This window comes from Vibrio intestinalis (genome assembly GCF_025195085.2).
In the GTDB taxonomy this organism is placed as follows: Bacteria; Pseudomonadota; Gammaproteobacteria; order Enterobacterales; family Vibrionaceae; genus Vibrio; species Vibrio intestinalis.
Genome location: NZ_JANAVY020000017.1, coordinates 45,656 through 63,231, shown reverse-complemented (window position 1 = coordinate 63,231; position 17,576 = coordinate 45,656). Strand labels below are relative to the sequence as shown.

General features: G+C 46.2%; 15 protein-coding genes. 8 read left to right on the top strand and 7 right to left on the bottom strand.

The genetic code is table 11. The features are described from left to right. Window positions 1–197 precede the first annotated feature (197 nt). On the top strand, window positions 198–1,187 hold the full coding sequence (locus MU515_RS17265; RefSeq protein ID WP_260261629.1) for a DUF2860 domain-containing protein: 990 nt from the start codon (window positions 198–200) through the stop codon (window positions 1,185–1,187). 35 nt (window positions 1,188–1,222) lie between these two features. Here MU515_RS17265 and MU515_RS17260 read toward each other — a convergent pair whose 3' ends face one another. After that, a complete protein-coding gene (locus MU515_RS17260; protein ID WP_260261628.1) occupies window positions 1,223–2,737 on the bottom strand; it encodes a YifB family Mg chelatase-like AAA ATPase in 1,515 nt (504 codons plus the stop codon). Window positions 2,738–3,270: 533 nt separating this feature from the next. Between MU515_RS17260 and ilvG the strand changes: the two genes are divergently transcribed. From ilvG to acuI, 6 genes are all read left to right on the top strand, one after another. Beyond that, complete coding sequence (ilvG, locus tag MU515_RS17255) at window positions 3,271–4,917, top strand: acetolactate synthase 2 catalytic subunit (protein WP_260261627.1); 1,647 nt, start codon at window positions 3,271–3,273, stop codon at window positions 4,915–4,917. A 1-nt stretch (window position 4,918) separates the two neighbouring features. Further along, a complete protein-coding gene (gene ilvM / locus MU515_RS17250; RefSeq protein WP_260261626.1) occupies window positions 4,919–5,203 on the top strand; it encodes an acetolactate synthase 2 small subunit in 285 nt (94 codons plus the stop codon). A 13-nt stretch (window positions 5,204–5,216) separates the two neighbouring features. Then, window positions 5,217–6,167, top strand: a complete 951-nt coding sequence (gene ilvE, locus MU515_RS17245) for a branched-chain-amino-acid transaminase (protein ID WP_260261625.1) — start codon at window positions 5,217–5,219, stop codon at window positions 6,165–6,167. Window positions 6,168–6,181: 14 nt separating this feature from the next. Next, window positions 6,182–8,023 carry a dihydroxy-acid dehydratase gene (gene ilvD / locus MU515_RS17240; protein ID WP_260261624.1) on the top strand — a complete coding sequence of 614 codons (1,842 nt, stop codon included), beginning with the start codon at window positions 6,182–6,184 and terminating at the stop codon, window positions 8,021–8,023. Window positions 8,024–8,026: 3 nt separating this feature from the next. Continuing rightward, the gene (ilvA, locus tag MU515_RS17235; protein WP_260261623.1) at window positions 8,027–9,568 is read left to right on the top strand and encodes a threonine ammonia-lyase, biosynthetic; all 1,542 of its coding nucleotides are present in this window, start codon (window positions 8,027–8,029) and stop codon (window positions 9,566–9,568) included. Between the two features lie 171 nt (window positions 9,569–9,739). Beyond that, window positions 9,740–10,720, top strand: coding sequence for an acrylyl-CoA reductase (NADPH) (gene acuI, locus MU515_RS17230; protein ID WP_260261622.1), 981 nt, complete (start codon window positions 9,740–9,742; stop codon window positions 10,718–10,720). Window positions 10,721–10,794: 74 nt separating this feature from the next. On the opposite strand, the gene MU515_RS17225 is transcribed toward acuI, so the two are convergent. The 3 genes from MU515_RS17225 to MU515_RS17215 form a co-directional block, all read right to left on the bottom strand. Continuing rightward, window positions 10,795–11,736, bottom strand: a complete 942-nt coding sequence (locus tag MU515_RS17225; RefSeq protein ID WP_260261621.1) for a LysR family transcriptional regulator — start codon at window positions 11,734–11,736, stop codon at window positions 10,795–10,797. 137 nt (window positions 11,737–11,873) lie between these two features. Continuing rightward, the gene (locus MU515_RS17220) at window positions 11,874–13,487 is read right to left on the bottom strand and encodes a methyl-accepting chemotaxis protein (RefSeq protein WP_260261620.1); all 1,614 of its coding nucleotides are present in this window, start codon (window positions 13,485–13,487) and stop codon (window positions 11,874–11,876) included. 364 nt (window positions 13,488–13,851) lie between these two features. Next, window positions 13,852–14,034: a hypothetical protein gene (locus tag MU515_RS17215; RefSeq protein ID WP_260261619.1), complete on the bottom strand. Its 183-nt coding sequence runs from the start codon at window positions 14,032–14,034 to the stop codon at window positions 13,852–13,854. 137 nt (window positions 14,035–14,171) lie between these two features. On the opposite strand from MU515_RS17215, the gene tusA reads away from it, so the two are divergent. Next, window positions 14,172–14,420 carry a sulfurtransferase TusA gene (gene tusA, locus MU515_RS17210; RefSeq protein WP_260261618.1) on the top strand — a complete coding sequence of 83 codons (249 nt, stop codon included), beginning with the start codon at window positions 14,172–14,174 and terminating at the stop codon, window positions 14,418–14,420. A 70-nt stretch (window positions 14,421–14,490) separates the two neighbouring features. On the opposite strand, the gene MU515_RS17205 is transcribed toward tusA, so the two are convergent. The 3 genes from MU515_RS17205 to MU515_RS17195 form a co-directional block, all read right to left on the bottom strand. Next, a complete protein-coding gene (locus tag MU515_RS17205; RefSeq protein WP_260261617.1) occupies window positions 14,491–14,751 on the bottom strand; it encodes a hypothetical protein in 261 nt (86 codons plus the stop codon). A gap of 212 nt (window positions 14,752–14,963) precedes the next feature. Beyond that, complete coding sequence (locus tag MU515_RS17200) at window positions 14,964–16,637, bottom strand: ABC transporter substrate-binding protein (RefSeq protein WP_260261616.1); 1,674 nt, start codon at window positions 16,635–16,637, stop codon at window positions 14,964–14,966. A 309-nt stretch (window positions 16,638–16,946) separates the two neighbouring features. Next, window positions 16,947–17,504 carry a TMEM165/GDT1 family protein gene (locus MU515_RS17195; RefSeq protein WP_260261615.1) on the bottom strand — a complete coding sequence of 186 codons (558 nt, stop codon included), beginning with the start codon at window positions 17,502–17,504 and terminating at the stop codon, window positions 16,947–16,949. Window positions 17,505–17,576 lie beyond the last annotated feature (72 nt).

Below are 17,576 nucleotides of genomic sequence, written 5' to 3'. Positions count from 1 at the left end.
TGCGTTGAAGAATAAAACAGCGTGTAATTATACAAGCCCACGCCAAGTTTGAAATATGTAGACCCATTGGTCAGATTAGTTACATATCACCAATGACTATTGACGCTATTGTCAGGGCAAAAATATCGATATTATGGATGATATAGCAACAATAAATGGCTAATTATTAGACCCAAACGGCTAGGAGAATTAAACCGATGAAATTCGCCGCTTCTTTACTTCCACTGACTTTGCTTGCGACACCGTGTTTTGCTCAACTTTCAGAGCAAGCAGGACTCAGTGGTGAAGTATCCATAAACGCTGGTTACTTCTCTTCGGAGTCACAATTCAATACCGACGGTGACCAAAAGACTATCCAGACATTGGGCGCTCCATCTGAGTCAGATAGCAAAGCGCTGATTTTGCCTCTCGGCAATATCGCTTACACCTTTGGCTCAAATCTCAATCAACAATTTTACTTAGGTACTGCACGCGAAGATATCGCTGTCGGTACTTTGGCCTTTGAGCTTGGCTACAAATATCAATTACCATCAGGCATGGTGATCGATGCCTCTTTTCTACCGACGGTCATGTCAGGAGAAACTTGGCAAGACCCATATCAATTAGGTACTGAACGCCAAACTACCGATGAAAGTGGCAACGCGTATCGCCTTAAGTTAGAAAACTTGGCAGGAACCAAATTCGCCGTTGATATAGCTTACGCGACTAAAGAAATTGACCAAGAAAAATCAGGCGTTCAAGCTGGTTTAACACCGTCACAGCTCAACACACTAGATCGTAATGCAGATACCTTTTACCTGAAAACGGACTACAAGTACGGCATCGATATGACCTCTATGTTGGTCCCTCGCCTTTCTTACATCCACTCTTCAGCTGAAGGCGATGCACACTCATTTACGGGCTATGGTGTCGAGCTCAGCTACTTCAAAGCGATTCAACAACATCAATTCGCTTTAACAGCATCTTACCTAAAGCGTGATTACGACAGCGGTAACCTTGTTTTTAATGGCATGACTCGCGACGACGCAGAGTACAACCTATTTGCGGCTTACGAACACGCGCACTTCTTGGGTTGGCAAAACTGGTCGCTGATTTCATTCTTAGGCTATGGCCACTCAGACTCCAACATCGACTTTTATGATGAGAAAGAGTACCTAATGTCGATGGGTATGAATTACCACTTCTAAACCATCAAAGCCCAGCACGTTGCTGGGCTTTGACTTTATACCGCTAAGGTATTGAGCTGTTTAAGTAGGCGATCCATCGCCCGATAACCGATCGCCTCAGATAAATGCGCTCGACCGATCTGCTCGCTTCCCGATAAATCGGCAATCGTCCTCGCGACCTTAATAATGCGATGATAAGCGCGTACCGACAAACCGAGCTGATGCAATACGTGCTCCAAAAACTGCGCGTCTTCTTTTTGTAGAGCGCAATACTTATCAATATCTCGCCCTTGCAGTAGAGCATTGGCTTGCCCCGAACGTGCGTGCATTTGTCGCCGAGCTTGAGCCACGCGCTTTTTCACTACAGATGTCGATTCCCCTCTGCCTCCACCATCAACTAACGTCCCTTTTGGCAAAGCAGGGATTTCCAAAGACATATCAAACCTATCCAACAAAGGGCCCGAAAGACGGCTCAAATACCTCAACGCCGCTTGGGGGTTAGACTGGCTATCATAATGACCACTTGGGCTAGGATTAAGAGCACCGACTAACTGAAAACGAGCAGGAAAACGCGTCTTCCCTTGCGCACGAGAAATAATGATTTCGCCAGACTCCAATGGCTCACGCAAAGCATCCAACACTTTGCGTTCAAACTCGGGCATCTCATCTAAAAACAGCAACCCATTATGCGCCAGAGAAATTTCTCCCGGCTTAGGGACACTACCACCACCGACTAATGCCGCCATAGAACTGGAATGGTGTGGGGCACGAAAAGGGCGCTGCTTCCAATTGAATTGATTAATCTCTTGTTGAGTCAACGATGCCACCGAAGCAGATTCCATCGCCTCATGCTCATTCATTTCCGGCAAAAGATCGCGCAGCCTCGAAGCCAGCATGGTTTTACCTGTCCCCGGCGGACCGAGAAACAAGACATTATGGTGACCCGCCGCGGCTATCTCTAATGCTCGCTTCCCCTGTTGCTGACCAATAATATCTTGCAGGTCACGTTCATTCTGAGCGGGCATCTCAACCTGCTGTGATTGATGCAATTGCAAAGCTTGCTGACCACATAAGTCGCTGCACACTTCGAGCAAACTCTGCGCTGATTTGTGAATGTCCTTACCCACCAGCGCTGCTTGATCGCCATTATCATGCGGAACAACTAAGCTGCGCCCGTGCTTTTGCACCATCAATGCCGCTGGCAATACACCCTTTACTGGCCTAAGTTCTCCTGACAGGGCCAATTCACCAATAAACTCACTCTTTTCTAATGCTTTAAGTGGAATTTGCTGTGAAGCGGCCAAAATACCTAAAGCGATAGGCAAATCGAATCGGCCGCCCTCTTTAGGTAAATCGGCTGGCGCTAAGTTGACCGTGATTCGTTTAGCTGGGAATTCAAAACGAGAATTGATGATCGCGCTACGCACCCGATCTCGCGATTCTTTGACCGTAGTTTCAGGTAGCCCAACCAAAGCAAACCCCGGCATACCATTGCTGATGTGCACTTCAACCGTTACTAGCGGCGCTTCGACACCGATGGATGCCCGACTATAAACAACTGCTAATCCCATGTAAGCCTCACTGATGGTTTGATATGGTGAATCAATAAAAACGGCTATTTCTATAGCGCCATTGTTATATTGCTTGGGGATTTGCTGAAAGAATGTGAAAAAAGAATGAGTTTTTGCTTGTCATTTAACGGATATATGTGATACCACTAGAGACGCAAACAATTTCGTATCAAATTACGTAAACACAACAGACAAATTATTATTTATGAATTTTAACGCCCGCTTTCACGCACTGATTGCCCTGATTATCGTGGTCATTATTGACTCGCGCGGGGTGTAGTGGGCGAAAACAAACCACAGAATCACAAAAACCCCCGCACTGGAAAGTCCGGGGGTTTTTTACAATTTGCAGGCAAGATTCATAACGTTGAGTAGATTTGAACACCAAGACAGACAAAATTATAACTTTCCCTTCAAGTGCCGTTACTTGTCGGGAGTTGCTCTAAAGCGATAGAGCAAACAGGAAGGATGGGAGCGCACATGAAGTGCAACACAACAAAGGACAGCTACATCTGTAGCACTGGAGGCGGTCAATGACAGGAGCAGAATTGGTCGTTGCCGCATTAAAGCAACAAGGGATTAAAACCGTATTTGGCTACCCCGGTGGAGCCATCATGCCAATCTACGATGCCCTTTACGATGGCGGCGTAGAACACATACTTTGTCGTCATGAACAAGGCGCCGCAATGGCCGCGATTGGCATGGCGCGTTCCACTCAAGACGTTGCCGTATGTATGGCGACTTCAGGCCCCGGCGCCACTAACCTAGTCACAGGCCTTGCCGATGCGTTTATGGACTCAGTGCCATTAGTCGCGATTACAGGCCAAGTCGCTAGCTCTCATATCGGTACCGATGCATTCCAAGAAATGGATGTAATCGGAATGTCGCTCTCTTGTACTAAGCACAGCTACCTAGTGACCGACCCAGACGATCTGGCACCAACCTTAGCGGAAGCTTTTGAAGTGGCTCAGACAGGCCGCCCAGGCCCTGTTATCGTTGATATCGCCAAAGATGTTCAACTGGCACCAGCGCCGGTCACTGAGCTTCCGCCATTTACTCCACCCGCGATGCCTGTTGCTCCCGCAGAAGATATTGCACTCGCGCAGCAACTACTGGATAACAGCTCCCGCCCAGTGTTGTACGTTGGTGGTGGTGTCCAATTAGGTAAAGCTACCGATGCGGTACGCGAGTTTTTGCGTTTAAACCCAATGCCTGCGGTCAGCACCCTGAAAGGTCTTGGTACCATTGAACGTCATGACCCGCACTACCTAGGCATGCTAGGTATGCACGGCACCAAAGCAGCCAACTTAGTGGTGCAAGAGTGTGACCTACTGATTGCTGTTGGTGCGCGTTTTGATGACCGAGTTACTGGCAAACTCGATACCTTCGCACCAAGCGCAAAAGTCATTCACATCGATATCGATGCCGCTGAGATTCATAAACTGCGCCAAGCCAATGCGCCAGTACGTGGTGAAATTCCAGTCGTCCTTCCTCAGCTTGAGCTTTCTAAAGACATCACACCATGGGTTCGTCACAGCGAAAGTTTACGCAGCGGATTTAAGTGGCGTTATGACCACCCAGGCGAGCTAATCTACGCGCCGGGCTTGCTCAAGCAGCTGTCGGACTTAATGCCAGATAGCTCAATTGTTTCTACCGATGTGGGTCAACACCAGATGTGGGCAGCGCAACACATTCAGCCGCGTCAGCCACAAAACTTCATCACCTCAGCAGGCCTTGGCACCATGGGTTTTGGTTTGCCAGCAGCAATGGGAGCAGCCGTCGCTCGCCCTGATGATCAGTCTATCCTTATTACGGGTGATGGCTCGTTCATGATGAATGTGCAAGAACTTGGCACTCTAAAGCGTCGCCAAATTCCGGTAAAAATCGTGCTATTGAACAACCAACGTTTAGGTATGGTTCGTCAGTGGCAATCACTGTTTTTTGATGGCCGCCACAGCGAAACTATCTTGGATGATAACCCTGACTTTGTCACCTTAGCCAAAGCGTTCGATATTCCGGGTAAAACCATCACCACCAAAGAAGAAGTTGAGCCCGCGCTAAAGGAAATGTTGGCCAGCAAAACCTCTTACTTGCTTCACGTATTGATTGATGAAGAAGAAAACGTATGGCCGCTAGTTCCACCTGGCGCGTCAAACAGTGACATGTTGGAGAACACTTAAAATGGAAAGATACCTACTCGACATCAAAGCAGATGATAAACCGGTATTGTTAGAGCGTGTTCTACGTGTCATTCGCCATCGCGGTTTTATCATCAAACAAGTGGCAGCAACACAAAACCATGAGAGTAAAGTCGCCAGCGTTGAGATCATCGTCGATAGCGATCGCCCGATTTCGTTTCTCACCAATCAAATTGAAAAATTATGGGATGTTCGCAAGGTAGCCGTTACCCAAATCGCGAACGACCAACTACCCAACAACAATTTACAACAAAAAATTTGTGCATAAGGAAGGCAATACAATGGCAACAAAAACTGCAGACTATATTTGGTTTAACGGTGAAATGGTTCCTTGGGCAGAAGCGAACGTTCACGTACTGACTCACGCAATGCACTACGGTACATCTGTGTTTGAAGGGGTACGTTGTTACAACACGCCAAAAGGCCCTATTGTCTTCCGTCACCGCGAGCACGCACAACGACTTAAAGATTCCGCGAAGATTTACCGCTTCCCTATCCCTTACTCAGTAGATGAGATCATGGAAGCAACCCGCGAAACACTGCGCCAAAACAAGCTCGACAATGCATACATTCGCCCACTAGGCTTTGTTGGCAACGTTGGCCTTGGTGTATGTCCACCCGCTGATACCGAAATGGATCTGATCATCGCAGCATTCCCATGGGGTTCTTACCTTGGTGAAGAGGCTCTTGAAAAGGGCGTTGATGCGATGATCTCTAGCTGGAACCGCGCAGCACCAAACACAATCCCTACCGCTGCTAAAGCTGGCGGTAACTACCTTTCTTCACTGCTGGTTGGCGGTGAAGCGCGTCGCCACGGCTACGATGAAGGTATTGCTCTCAGCGTTGATGGTTACCTTTCAGAAGGTGCTGGTGAAAACATCTTTGTCGTGAAAGACAAAGTCATCACCACGCCACCAGCTACTAGTGCAATCCTGCCTGGTATCACTCGTGATTCAATCATGACGCTCGCACGCGAAATGGGTTACGAAGTGCGTGAAGCCAACATCGCCCGTGAAGCGCTATACCTTGCGGATGAAGTCTTCATGACAGGCACAGCCGCGGAAGTTGTGCCGGTAAGTACAGTAGACAAAATTGAAGTGGGCAGCGGTAAACGCGGTCCAATCACGAAAGCGGTTCAAGAGGCATACTTCGGTCTGTTTAATGGCACCACAGAAGATAAATGGGGTTGGTTAGATTACGTATACCCTGAACAACAGAACTCAGCCAAGTAGTAGAGGACAAGGATATGCCTAAATACAGATCGGCCACCACCACCCACGGCCGCAACATGGCGGGTGCGCGCGCACTATGGCGAGCGACAGGCGTAAAAGAAGAGGACTTCGGTAAGCCTATTATTGCCGTCGTAAACTCATTTACCCAATTTGTACCCGGCCACGTGCATTTAAAAGATATGGGCCAATTAGTTGCTGGTGAAATTGAAAAAGCAGGCGGGATCGCCAAAGAATTCAATACCATTGCAGTCGATGACGGTATCGCAATGGGTCACGGCGGTATGCTTTACTCACTGCCATCTCGTGAGCTAATCGCTGACTCAGTCGAGTACATGGTTAATGCACACTGCGCTGATGCCATGGTATGTATTTCCAACTGTGACAAAATCACTCCGGGAATGATGATGGCTGCAATGCGCCTCAACATTCCGGTCATCTTTGTTTCTGGTGGCCCGATGGAAGCGGGTAAAACCAAGCTTTCCGACCAACTGATCAAGCTCGACCTTGTTGATGCCATGATTCAAGGTGCCGATCCAACCGTCTCTGACGAGCAAAGCCAACAAGTAGAACGTTCTGCATGCCCTACCTGTGGTTCATGTTCAGGAATGTTCACTGCCAACTCAATGAACTGTCTTACTGAAGCGCTTGGCCTTTCTCAACCGGGTAATGGCTCTATGCTGGCCACTCACGCTGACCGTGAAGCGCTATTCATTAACGCAGGTAAACGCATTGTTGAACTAACCAAACGTTACTACCAGCAAGATGATGAATCGGCTCTGCCACGCAACATCGCGTGCCGCGCCTCATTCGAAAACGCAATGGCACTTGATATTGCAATGGGCGGCTCAAGTAACACGGTTCTGCACCTATTGGCAGCGGCTCAAGAAGGTGACATCGATTTCAACATGACGGACATCGATGAGATGTCTCGCCGCGTACCACACCTTTGTAAAGTGGCACCGTCGACTCAGAAATACCACATGGAAGATGTACACCGCGCAGGTGGTGTAATGGCAATTCTTGGCGAGCTAGATCGCGCAGGCCTTATCAATGGTGATACCAGCACGGTACTTGGCCTCACGATGAGAGACCAACTAGCCCAATACGACATCATGCAAACCGAAGATGAAGCGGTACTTAAGTTTTTCCGTGCAGGCCCTGCTGGTATTCGTACCACCAAAGCTTTTTCACAAGATTGTCGTTGGGATCGTCTTGATGATGACCGCGAAAATGGTTGTATTCGTAAACGCGAACACGCCTTTAGCCAAGAAGGTGGCCTAGCCGTACTTTCAGGCAACATCGCTGTAGATGGCTGCATCGTTAAAACCGCGGGTGTAGACGAAGAAAACCTCACCTTCCAAGGCCCAGCGATTGTATTTGAAAGCCAAGATACTGCGGTTGAAGGCATTCTTGGCGGCAAAGTAAAAGCCGGTGAAGTGGTTGTGATTCGCTATGAAGGTCCAAAGGGTGGCCCGGGCATGCAAGAAATGCTGTACCCAACCACTTACCTTAAATCGATGGGGCTGGGTAAATCATGTGCGCTACTCACTGATGGTCGTTTCTCAGGTGGTACATCAGGCCTTTCCATTGGCCACACCTCACCAGAAGCGGCAAGTGGCGGTACGATTGGTTTAGTAAAAGGTGGCGATATCATCACCATCGACATTCCAAACCGTTCGATCACCTTAGATGTGTCTGAAGAGGAATTAGCTGCACGCCGAGCTAAACAAGATGAACTAGGTTGGAAACCTGCCAACCGTCAACGTGAAGTTTCTTTTGCACTAAAAGCGTATGCAAGCATGGCAACCAGTGCAGACAAAGGTGCTGTACGCGATAAGTCTATCCTTGAGGGCTAGCCCATGAGTGATGCTAATTCACAACCCAAACAATCTGGCGCAGATTATCTGCGTCAGGTTCTCCGCGCCCCCGTGTATGAAGTAGCGACAGTCACGCCGCTGCAAGAAATGCCTCGCCTCTCTGAACGTATCGGCAATGAGGTGCAAATTAAACGCGAAGATCGCCAACCCGTTCACTCGTTTAAACTGCGCGGCGCATACAACATGGTATCAAGCCTGACAGAGCAGCAAAAAGCCGCTGGTGTGATTGCCGCATCTGCAGGTAACCATGCCCAAGGTATGGCGCTGTCTGGCGCTAAATTGGGTACCAAAACCACCATTGTGATGCCGAAAACCACGCCTGATATTAAAGTAGAGGCGGTACGTGGTTTTGGTGGCAACGTGGTATTACACGGCAGCAACTTTGATGAAGCTAAAGCAGAAGCAGAGCGTCTATCAAATCTACATGGCTATACCTTCGTGCCTCCCTTTGATCACCCATTAGTGATCGCAGGCCAAGGAACCATTGGCATGGAGATGTTGCAGCAAAATGGCCATCTCGATTATATCTTTGTCCCTGTTGGTGGCGGCGGTTTAGCAGCCGGTGTAGCGGTATTAGTCAAACAACTGATGCCTGAAATCAAAGTGATTGCGGTTGAGCCAGAAGATTCCGCTTGCCTAAAAGCGGCATTAGACGCGGGCGAGCCAGTGGTGCTAGACCAAGTCAGCATGTTTGCTGATGGTGTGGCCGTTAAGCGCATTGGCGAAGAGACCTTCCGTCTTTGCCAGCAATACATTGATGGTCATATCAGCGTTTCGAGTGATGAAATCTGCGCAGCGGTGAAAGATATCTTTGAAGATACACGTGCAATCGCTGAACCATCAGGTGCTCTGGCACTAGCTGGTTTGAAGAAGTATGCCGATCAGCAGCAACTAAAAGGCAAACAGCTAGGCACCGTGCTTTCAGGTGCTAACACTAACTTCCATGGTTTGCGTTATGTCTCTGAGCGATGTGAACTTGGTGAGAAACGTGAAGGCTTACTAGCTGTAACGATTCCTGAGCGTCAAGGTGCCTTCTTTGAGTTCTGTAACATCATTGGCGGCCGAGCCGTCACCGAGTTTAACTATCGCTATAACGACGACTCTCTGGCGAACATCTTCGTGGGTGTACGTCTTAATGGCGGCCAAGAAGAGTTGGATAATATTATTCAAGATCTTCGTGCGGGTGGTTACCCAGTGGTTGATCTCTCGGACGATGAAATGGCCAAGCTACACGTGCGCTATATGATTGGTGGCAAACCATCTAAGCCACTCAAAGAAAGGTTATATAGTTTTGAGTTTCCAGAATACCCGGGCGCATTGCTTAAATTCTTAAGCACCCTAGGCACTCACTGGAACATCAGCTTATTCAATTATCGCAACCACGGCGCTGATTATGGCCGAGTATTGTGTGGTTTTGAGCTAGACGATAGCGACTTAACCCGCTTCTCTGCTCACTTACGTGAGCTGGGCTATCAATGCAAAGACGAAACCGATAATCCTTCCTATCAGTTCTTTTTGTCCTAATCTGCGTATAAAAGCCAGTCGATTGACTGGCTTTGTTCTATTCTCAATAAGTTAGCCAAACTATCCATGCGTATAACGCATACATTAAATGCTAAAGTTTCATTTCAGTCATAGACCAAACACGACTAAACTAGACCTAATTCAATTGCTGCATATATGCGGAGATATCAAATGTTTAACGCTCTGATCCTAAATCAAGAAGACAAACGCACCTTAGCGACTATCGAACAAATCGACGAAGCACAATTGCCAGAAGGCGATGTTCTCATTGATGTCGACTACTCATCTCTAAACTACAAAGATGGCCTTGCTATCACAGGTAAAGGCAAGATCATTCGTAACTTCCCTATGGTTCCGGGTATTGACCTTGCAGGTACAGTAGTCAGCTCTGAAGATGGTCGCTACCAAGCAGGTGACAAAGTTGTTCTGACAGGTTGGGGCGTAGGCGAAAACCATTGGGGCGGCATGGCACAACGTGCTCGCCTAAAAGCAGATTGGCTTGTTCCACTACCAAACGGTTTGGATAGCAAAAAAGCCATGATGGTAGGCACTGCAGGCTTTACTGCAATGCTATGTGTTCAAGCACTATTAGATGCTGGTGTTAAACCAGAAGCTGGTGAAGTACTTGTTACTGGCGCAAGTGGCGGTGTAGGTTCGGTAGCGGTATCACTGCTTTCAGCGCTAGGCTACAAAGTCGCTGCGGTAACAGGTCGTATTGAACAAAATGGACCACTACTAGAGAAACTTGGTGCAAGCCGCATCATTGACCGCGCGGAATTTGAAGAACCAGCGCGTCCACTTGAAAAGCAAGTATGGGCCGGTGCGGTTGATACCGTAGGCAGCAAAGTGCTAGCAAAAGTACTGGCTCAAATGGATTACAACAGTGCTGTAGCAGCGTGTGGTCTAGCTGGTGGCTTTGACCTACCAACCACAGTTATGCCATTCATTCTGCGTAACGTGCGCCTACAAGGTGTGGACTCTGTGTCTTGCCCAACTGAAAAACGCATTGCAGCATGGGAGAAACTCGTAGAGCTACTACCAGACAGTTACTTTGAGCAAGCATGTACTGAAGTAGCACTAGAAGAAGCGCCTAAATACGCTGAAGACATCACCAATGGCCAAGTAACAGGCCGAGTAGTGATCAAACTATAATCGATAGTTTGTTTAGTTAGATTAAGAGCCAGCAATGCTGGCTCTTTTGTTATCTGAATTTTTTTAATTGAACGCTACTCTAGCCCCATATCCTCAATCCGTTTGGCGATCAGGCGACTACACTCTTCTTTTACGATTGAGCGTAACCACTCTTGAGCTGGTGAGTGCTCGCAGCGCGCGTGCCAAATCATCGAATAATCAAACGGCGTGAACTGAAATGGTAATGGCTTAACCACCAAGTCATAACGTTCAGAAACTAAATACGCTAAGTCTGCAGGCACGGTAATAATCAGCGGCATGGTATCAACTATCGCGAGCGCTGCTTCTAAATGATAAGCACGCAACACCATTTTACGTTTCGGTTGATCAACCAATGCTTGCTCTATCAGCGCTTTGACTCCATCACTAATTGCGATCATCGCGTGCGGATAACTCAGATAATCCGCCAAGTTCATCTCTTTATCTGCGAGTGGATGCTGCTTCGACAACAAACAAAACACCCCCACTCGGCCGAGTATTTCACTGCGCAATGGATCGACAGGCCCTGTCGGGCGACAAATGGCTAAGTCTGCACCTTCGTAGGTAAGCTGATCCGCTAAGCGGTCATGCTGCAAAGGTAAGAAGTTAAACGACACATTGGGTGCTTCTTGGTAAATACGTGGCAAAGCGAATGGCAAGATGGTTTGCATCGCATAGTCAGTGGTCGCAATCGTAAAAGTTTGGTCGCAACTCTGCGGGTCAAACTCCATCGGAGCCAACAATTGGCGCAGAGATTCTAAAGGTTCACCCAATGCCGCATCAATTTCTAGCGCTTTTTCTGTCGGGATTAGTTGTTGGCCTTGGCGAGTAAACAAAGGGTCATCAAGCAGGCTGCGCAGACGGCCTAACACACGGCTCATGGCCGACTGACTTAAGTTGAGACGATTTGCAGCCTTGCTGACACTGCTCTCTTCAATCAGCACGCGCAGTGCGACTAACAAATTCAAATCTCGACGATAGATGTCTTCTAGTTCCACTCGCTTCCCACTTAGTTCGAATAATTCGCGTCTTCTATAGTACCTTTTTAGACTACATCACGAAAAGTCGCTCTCATAACTAAAAAAACCACCAGATAAGCTGGTGGTTTTTAATCTCTGTTAGTGCCATTAAATCACTATCTATCACTGACCTTAAAGAAGGCAAGCTTAGATTGTAACTGCTTAGCTAGTGCATTCACTTCTTGGTTTGATAACGTGCTTTCTTCAATGCCTTGGATGTTTTGCTGAACCAATGTATTGATATCTTCAAGCTGCTTTGAAATATCTTGTGTTACAACGCTTTGTTCTTCTGAAGCAGTCGCCACCACCGCATTCACATCCGAAATACCTTCAACTTGCTGAGAGATAATATCAAAAGAATTAGCTAGTTCTGATGTTGCTGCCTTAGCCGACTCCATCAATTCTACATTTCTACTCATCGAATCATCAGCAAGCATTGATTGGTCTTGAAGCTGAGAAATAATGTTTTGTATATCAACCGTTGATTGCTGGGTCTTCGCAGCCAGAGCTCTTACTTCATCTGCAACGACTGCAAATCCCCGGCCATGCTCACCGGCGCGAGCTGCTTCAATTGCAGCATTCAAAGCCAATAAATTGGTTTGCTCAGAAATGTTATTGATCACTTCAACCACAGTATTGATATTTTCTGAGTGTTCACGCAGTTGATTCACTAACCCTTTAGCTTCAGTAATTGACTCGCTGATTTGCTCCGTTGTCTGTGTTGAGTTAGTCAATATAGACTGACTAGACTCAATCACACTAGAGGCTTGGGCTGTGGCATCTTCTGCCTTTAATGCGTTAGTCGCCACATCATCTGCGGTAGAAGCAAGCTCTGTTGAGGCCGTAGCAACTTGCTCTATCGATGACAGTTCACTGAAAGAGTTTGCGCGGTTTTTCTCCACAAGTTGTAATGATTGGCCTTGCTTGACTTGAATGGCATCCATAACGCTTTGGCTCTCTGATATCACGCCCGATAGCTTTTCGGACAATGTAATCAAAGAGTCTGAGATGCTATCCAACTCGTTATTACAGCTCTGTAAACGATGCTGATTAACATGACCTTCAGACAACTCTTTAAGCCATCCTACAATTTTAGGCAGGTTTTTTACTTCTCGATTTGTAAACCAAAAAGACAGCGCGGAAACCATGAGTGAAGTCATAATCACAATCACCCAACCCCATAAAGTCGCCGAATCTAACTCTTGGTGTGACGTATCAAATTCCTTGCTAGAAACATCAAGTTGAAGTTCGATTAGTGAACCAAGATCTTCACCCAAAGCATCAACTAATAAATAAAGCTCTGAGATCAACTCTACATCGTCTAGGTCACCACTCTCATGCTGCACCAACATCGTTGGCACTTTGGCTTCCACATCTTTAAGTTTGAGATCAAGACCTTTAGCGATTAGTGCTTCTTTATCAGTCAGTGTGGTATTCAAGTACGCTTGCCAAATTGCTTTTGCTTCATTGATGGCACTCAACGCACTCGAATCAAGCTGCGCTTTGTTGATTGCACCAATGTGTTGTTTGTTGGCGGCATCAATCAAGTTCACCGCATACAAATCAGAAATTCTTTTTAGGTCAGAAAGAGGAACAACACGGTCTAAATAAACAGATTCGAAGCGCTCCATCACCTTCTGCGTGACAGACTCATTTAAAAGATGGATTGTTATCAATGAAAGGGAAAAAAGAAGTGGAATCAATAATAGTTTTGTAGAGATATTTTTCATAATGCCTCGCACTGGTTCGTATAACAAAAGTCTGCGACGAGTATGAATCCAACATCCCTATAAAAAGCGAACAGCATAAAACCTGATAAATCAAACTCTCTATAGTTCGCCTGACATTTATAAACTGCAAACCTATCGATGAGGGGCGCGATAATTGCGTTTAACCACTTCTTTTGCAAGGCGTTTTTTGTAAGCCGAATGTAAGCAACATAGTGCTTAACAAAAAACTAAACTAATCATTATAAAATTAAATCCCTCAGGCAAAAAAATCCCGCCTTTCGGCGGGGAAGCCCAAGAAAACTGGGGATAGTGTCGGAATAGAGTTTTGGCGGAATTAATATGACAATTACAATGTCTCAGTTAGTCAGCACTCTTTAGAAGAAGATCCTTGCCACTGGCGTATTTCAAGCCAAATCCCTACAATTGTGGCTGCAACGCTAATCAATGGCATCAAAGAACCCTCAGCAGGTGAACGCATAACAAGAGTGCTTAACGCGATAAAACAGAGGACAGAATAGATAGAAAGTCTATCGAGTGGGGTTAGCATTTCCATTCTCTCTTTTATTTTTGTTACCAACTTGTTAATTAAATTAAAACAAAATGATCCTTTTGCCAAGTGATTATTGAATATTTTTTCTTCACTAGTATTATCTACCGCCTTAATCGAGCAACACAGATATGACCATGACAATGAATTCAGAGCAGGTAACGCATACCCTAGAGGCAGAAGGATTACGCTGCCCAGAGCCCGTAATGATGGTCAGGAAGACAATTCGCAACATGCAAGATGGTGAGGTTCTGTTAGTGAAAGCAGATGACCCATCAACCACTCGAGATATCCCAAGCTTTTGCCGCTTTATGGATCATCAATTAATTGATGCTAAGACTGATGAGCTGCCTTACCAGTACCTCATCAAAAAAGGCTTAAGCTAGAATACTTCGTTGGAAAACAGATAGTAAAACGGCTGCCATTGGCAGCCGTTTTGGTTTGTTCTGTGAGCGATTATTCGTCGTACTCAAGCGTACGTATTTCAGATTGCAGCTTGTTTATCTGTTTTTGCATTGAGCGCATCTGTTCATGCATTGGGATAATGTGTGCCACGCGAATCCAAGATTCGACCGTTAAGCCTGCAAGAATAATGGCACCTGCCACCATCGGCAGCCACATATCCGTCAACATCATACCGAGAATGGTCAGTACTAAGCCAAATGTGAACAAATAGCTCTGACTTTTTGGGGTCATCCCCATGTAACGTGTCAGCATAATTTTGCCCTCCGCCACTGTTGTTATGATTAAAGTAGCATGACAATTGTGACACTAATATGTCAGCGGTCACGCATTTCACCGAATTTACTTAAGAGTTTGAACAAACTCACTTTTCTTCTTTATAGGTCAGTTCATCAAGCATAAAAAAGGCCCTAATCTAAGATTAGAGCCTTTTGGGTTTATGTGTTGAGCTTTTGTAGGCTAACGGATTAGCTACGTGGTTTTAGGTCGAGTACGTGTAGTAGACGTTCTGGTGTACCTTCCCAAACCATTGGACGACCTTTTGGATTATCCTCTGTCCACCAGCCAGTAAAGCGAGTGGTGTTGTATTGGTAGAAGTTAGGTCCAGACAATACTGGCACTGTTACTTGGTTTTCTGCGATCAGCTTTTGAATGTCATGAGCAATATTTTTCTGCTCTTGGCTATCTGCTGTTTTGTAGAAGCTATCTAGCAAGCTATCTAACTTATCGTTCTTCCAGTGGTGCATCGCAAAGCGCGGCATACCTTCAGACGCTTGTAGGCGCGAGTGGTAACCACTATCCCAGTATTTGTGTGGTGTTGGACCATGGAAGTAGTTGGTGTAAGCGATATCGTAATCCGCACCTAGCATGCTCTTATTGTAGATAGAGAAATCAGGTGTACGCGCTTTCACTTTAATACCCACTTCAAGCAACTGCTCAGAAGCCAGCATGACTGTGTTGTTGAAATCCGTCCAACCCTGAGGTGATTGAATACTTAGTTCAAACTTCTCACCAGATGGAGACTCAACAAAGCCATCGTTGTCGATATCTTTATAGCCAGCTTCTGCTAATAGTGCTTTTGCTTTTTCTGGCGAGTAAGTCATAAACGGTTTGTACTGGTTATGTACCGCTTCATCAGACCAAGTTTCAAATGCATAGCCGAGGCCAGAAGCAAAGTCATTCAATACCGCATTACCGTAGTTCGCAATATCAATCAGCGTTTGGCGGTCAATCGCCATTGAGAAGGCACGGCGGAACTGAATATCGTTCAGCACTTCATGTTTCACTTTGTCTTTTGACGCGTAGTTAAACATGAATGCTTGCGTACCTGCTGGCGGATACCAGTAACCATGGTTCTTCGAGGCTTTTAGGAAAGTCTGATCAATATCAGGAATGAACGAGCCTGCCCAGTCAATGCGTGAGTTCATTAACTCACCCAACACTTGGTCGTTATGGTTCATTTGCGGTACACGTAAACAGTCTACATCGAGATTGTCATTATCCCAGTAATTCGGGTTACGACATTGAAGGAACAGAGTCGAAGTAAACTTAGGTAGTTCAGTAAATGGCCCTGTGCCGACAGGATTCGGGTTCATAAATGCCGCAGGGTCTTCAACTGACTTCCATTGATGCTCAGGCACAACCGGAACTTGCGCGATTTCGTAACCGATGTTGGTGTTCACCTTATCTAAGTTGAAACGCACTTTGTAAGGGCCAAGCTTTTCAACTGACTTCACTTTGCTGTTAATGCCGCGATCATCAATGTTTGGGTGTTTACGAACTAAATCAAACGTGAATACCACATCGTCTGCATCGAACGTTTCGCCATCAGACCAAGTCACGCCTTCACGTAAATCAAAAGTAATGCTGAGTAGGTCTTCACTTAGCGCAAAGCCTGTCGCCAAACGGTACTCTGGCACATTACCTTTCAGCTCATTAAAGATCACTAACGGCTCGAAGATAAAGTCACGCGCAGTATGCAGGCGAGACACTGCATAAGGGTTAAAGTTGCGGATTAGCGATGGGTTATGGTTTGGGATGATTGTCAGTTGAGACATCTCATCTAAATCAGCCGCAACAACAGAACTTGCAGAAAACGCGATTGCAGAGGCAATCACGGTAGATAAAAGAGTTGTTTTCATAGCGATACCTTATGAATAAAATCGCATAGAAAATAACGAGAATAATTTACGACATCAATATGACGAAAATCTAATAAAAAACATGGCGTTGCATGTTCATTACAAAAAAATGATGTTTGATAATTGAACAACAACTTTGGCCGTCAAATTGCGGAATATTTGAGCAGCACATCATCTATTTTTGTGCCGTTTGATGAAAGATTACAACAAATCAGATTTAATCGAATTCGCCACTATTCTGATTAAAATGCGACCAGATTAAAATATCCATCTGGCCGCACGTCATTCACTATCAGCGATTAGGCAAATTTAAGAGAAGAATGCTGCGCCAATCGCCAATGCAACAAAGATGGCACACGTTATCTTGCGAATAAGGGCTAACGGTAATTTGTCGGCAGAGAAATTCCCCATCAGCACAACAGGCACATTTGCCACCATCATGCCAAGCGTCGTACCGATCACCACTAGCAGCAAAGCATCAGCGTACTGCGCACCAATAATTGAGGTCGCAATTTGCGTTTTATCGCCAATCTCCGCAATGAAAAAGGCCATAAAACTGGTAAAGAAGGCACTTTTACCTGAGTAGGTTTCATTTTCATCAATTTTGTCAGGCACTAACACCCACACAGCCATAGCTAAAAAGCTCGCTGCAATACCCCATTTGAGAACTTCAGGAGAAACATGATCGGCCACCACTACCCCTAACCATGCTGCTAAGGCATGGTTGGCAAGAGTCGCCAATAAGATGGCCAAAATAATTGGCACAGGTTTACGAAAGCGACTGGCTAACAGCAAAGACAACAGTTGGGTTTTATCCCCTATCTCGGCTATCGCTACAGTCGTTAAAGATATAGCTAGAACGCTCACAACATTGCTCATATTAGGGCGGGGATTATTATTATATTTCCAAAGACAAACCTCACTCCCCACCCTGGTTTG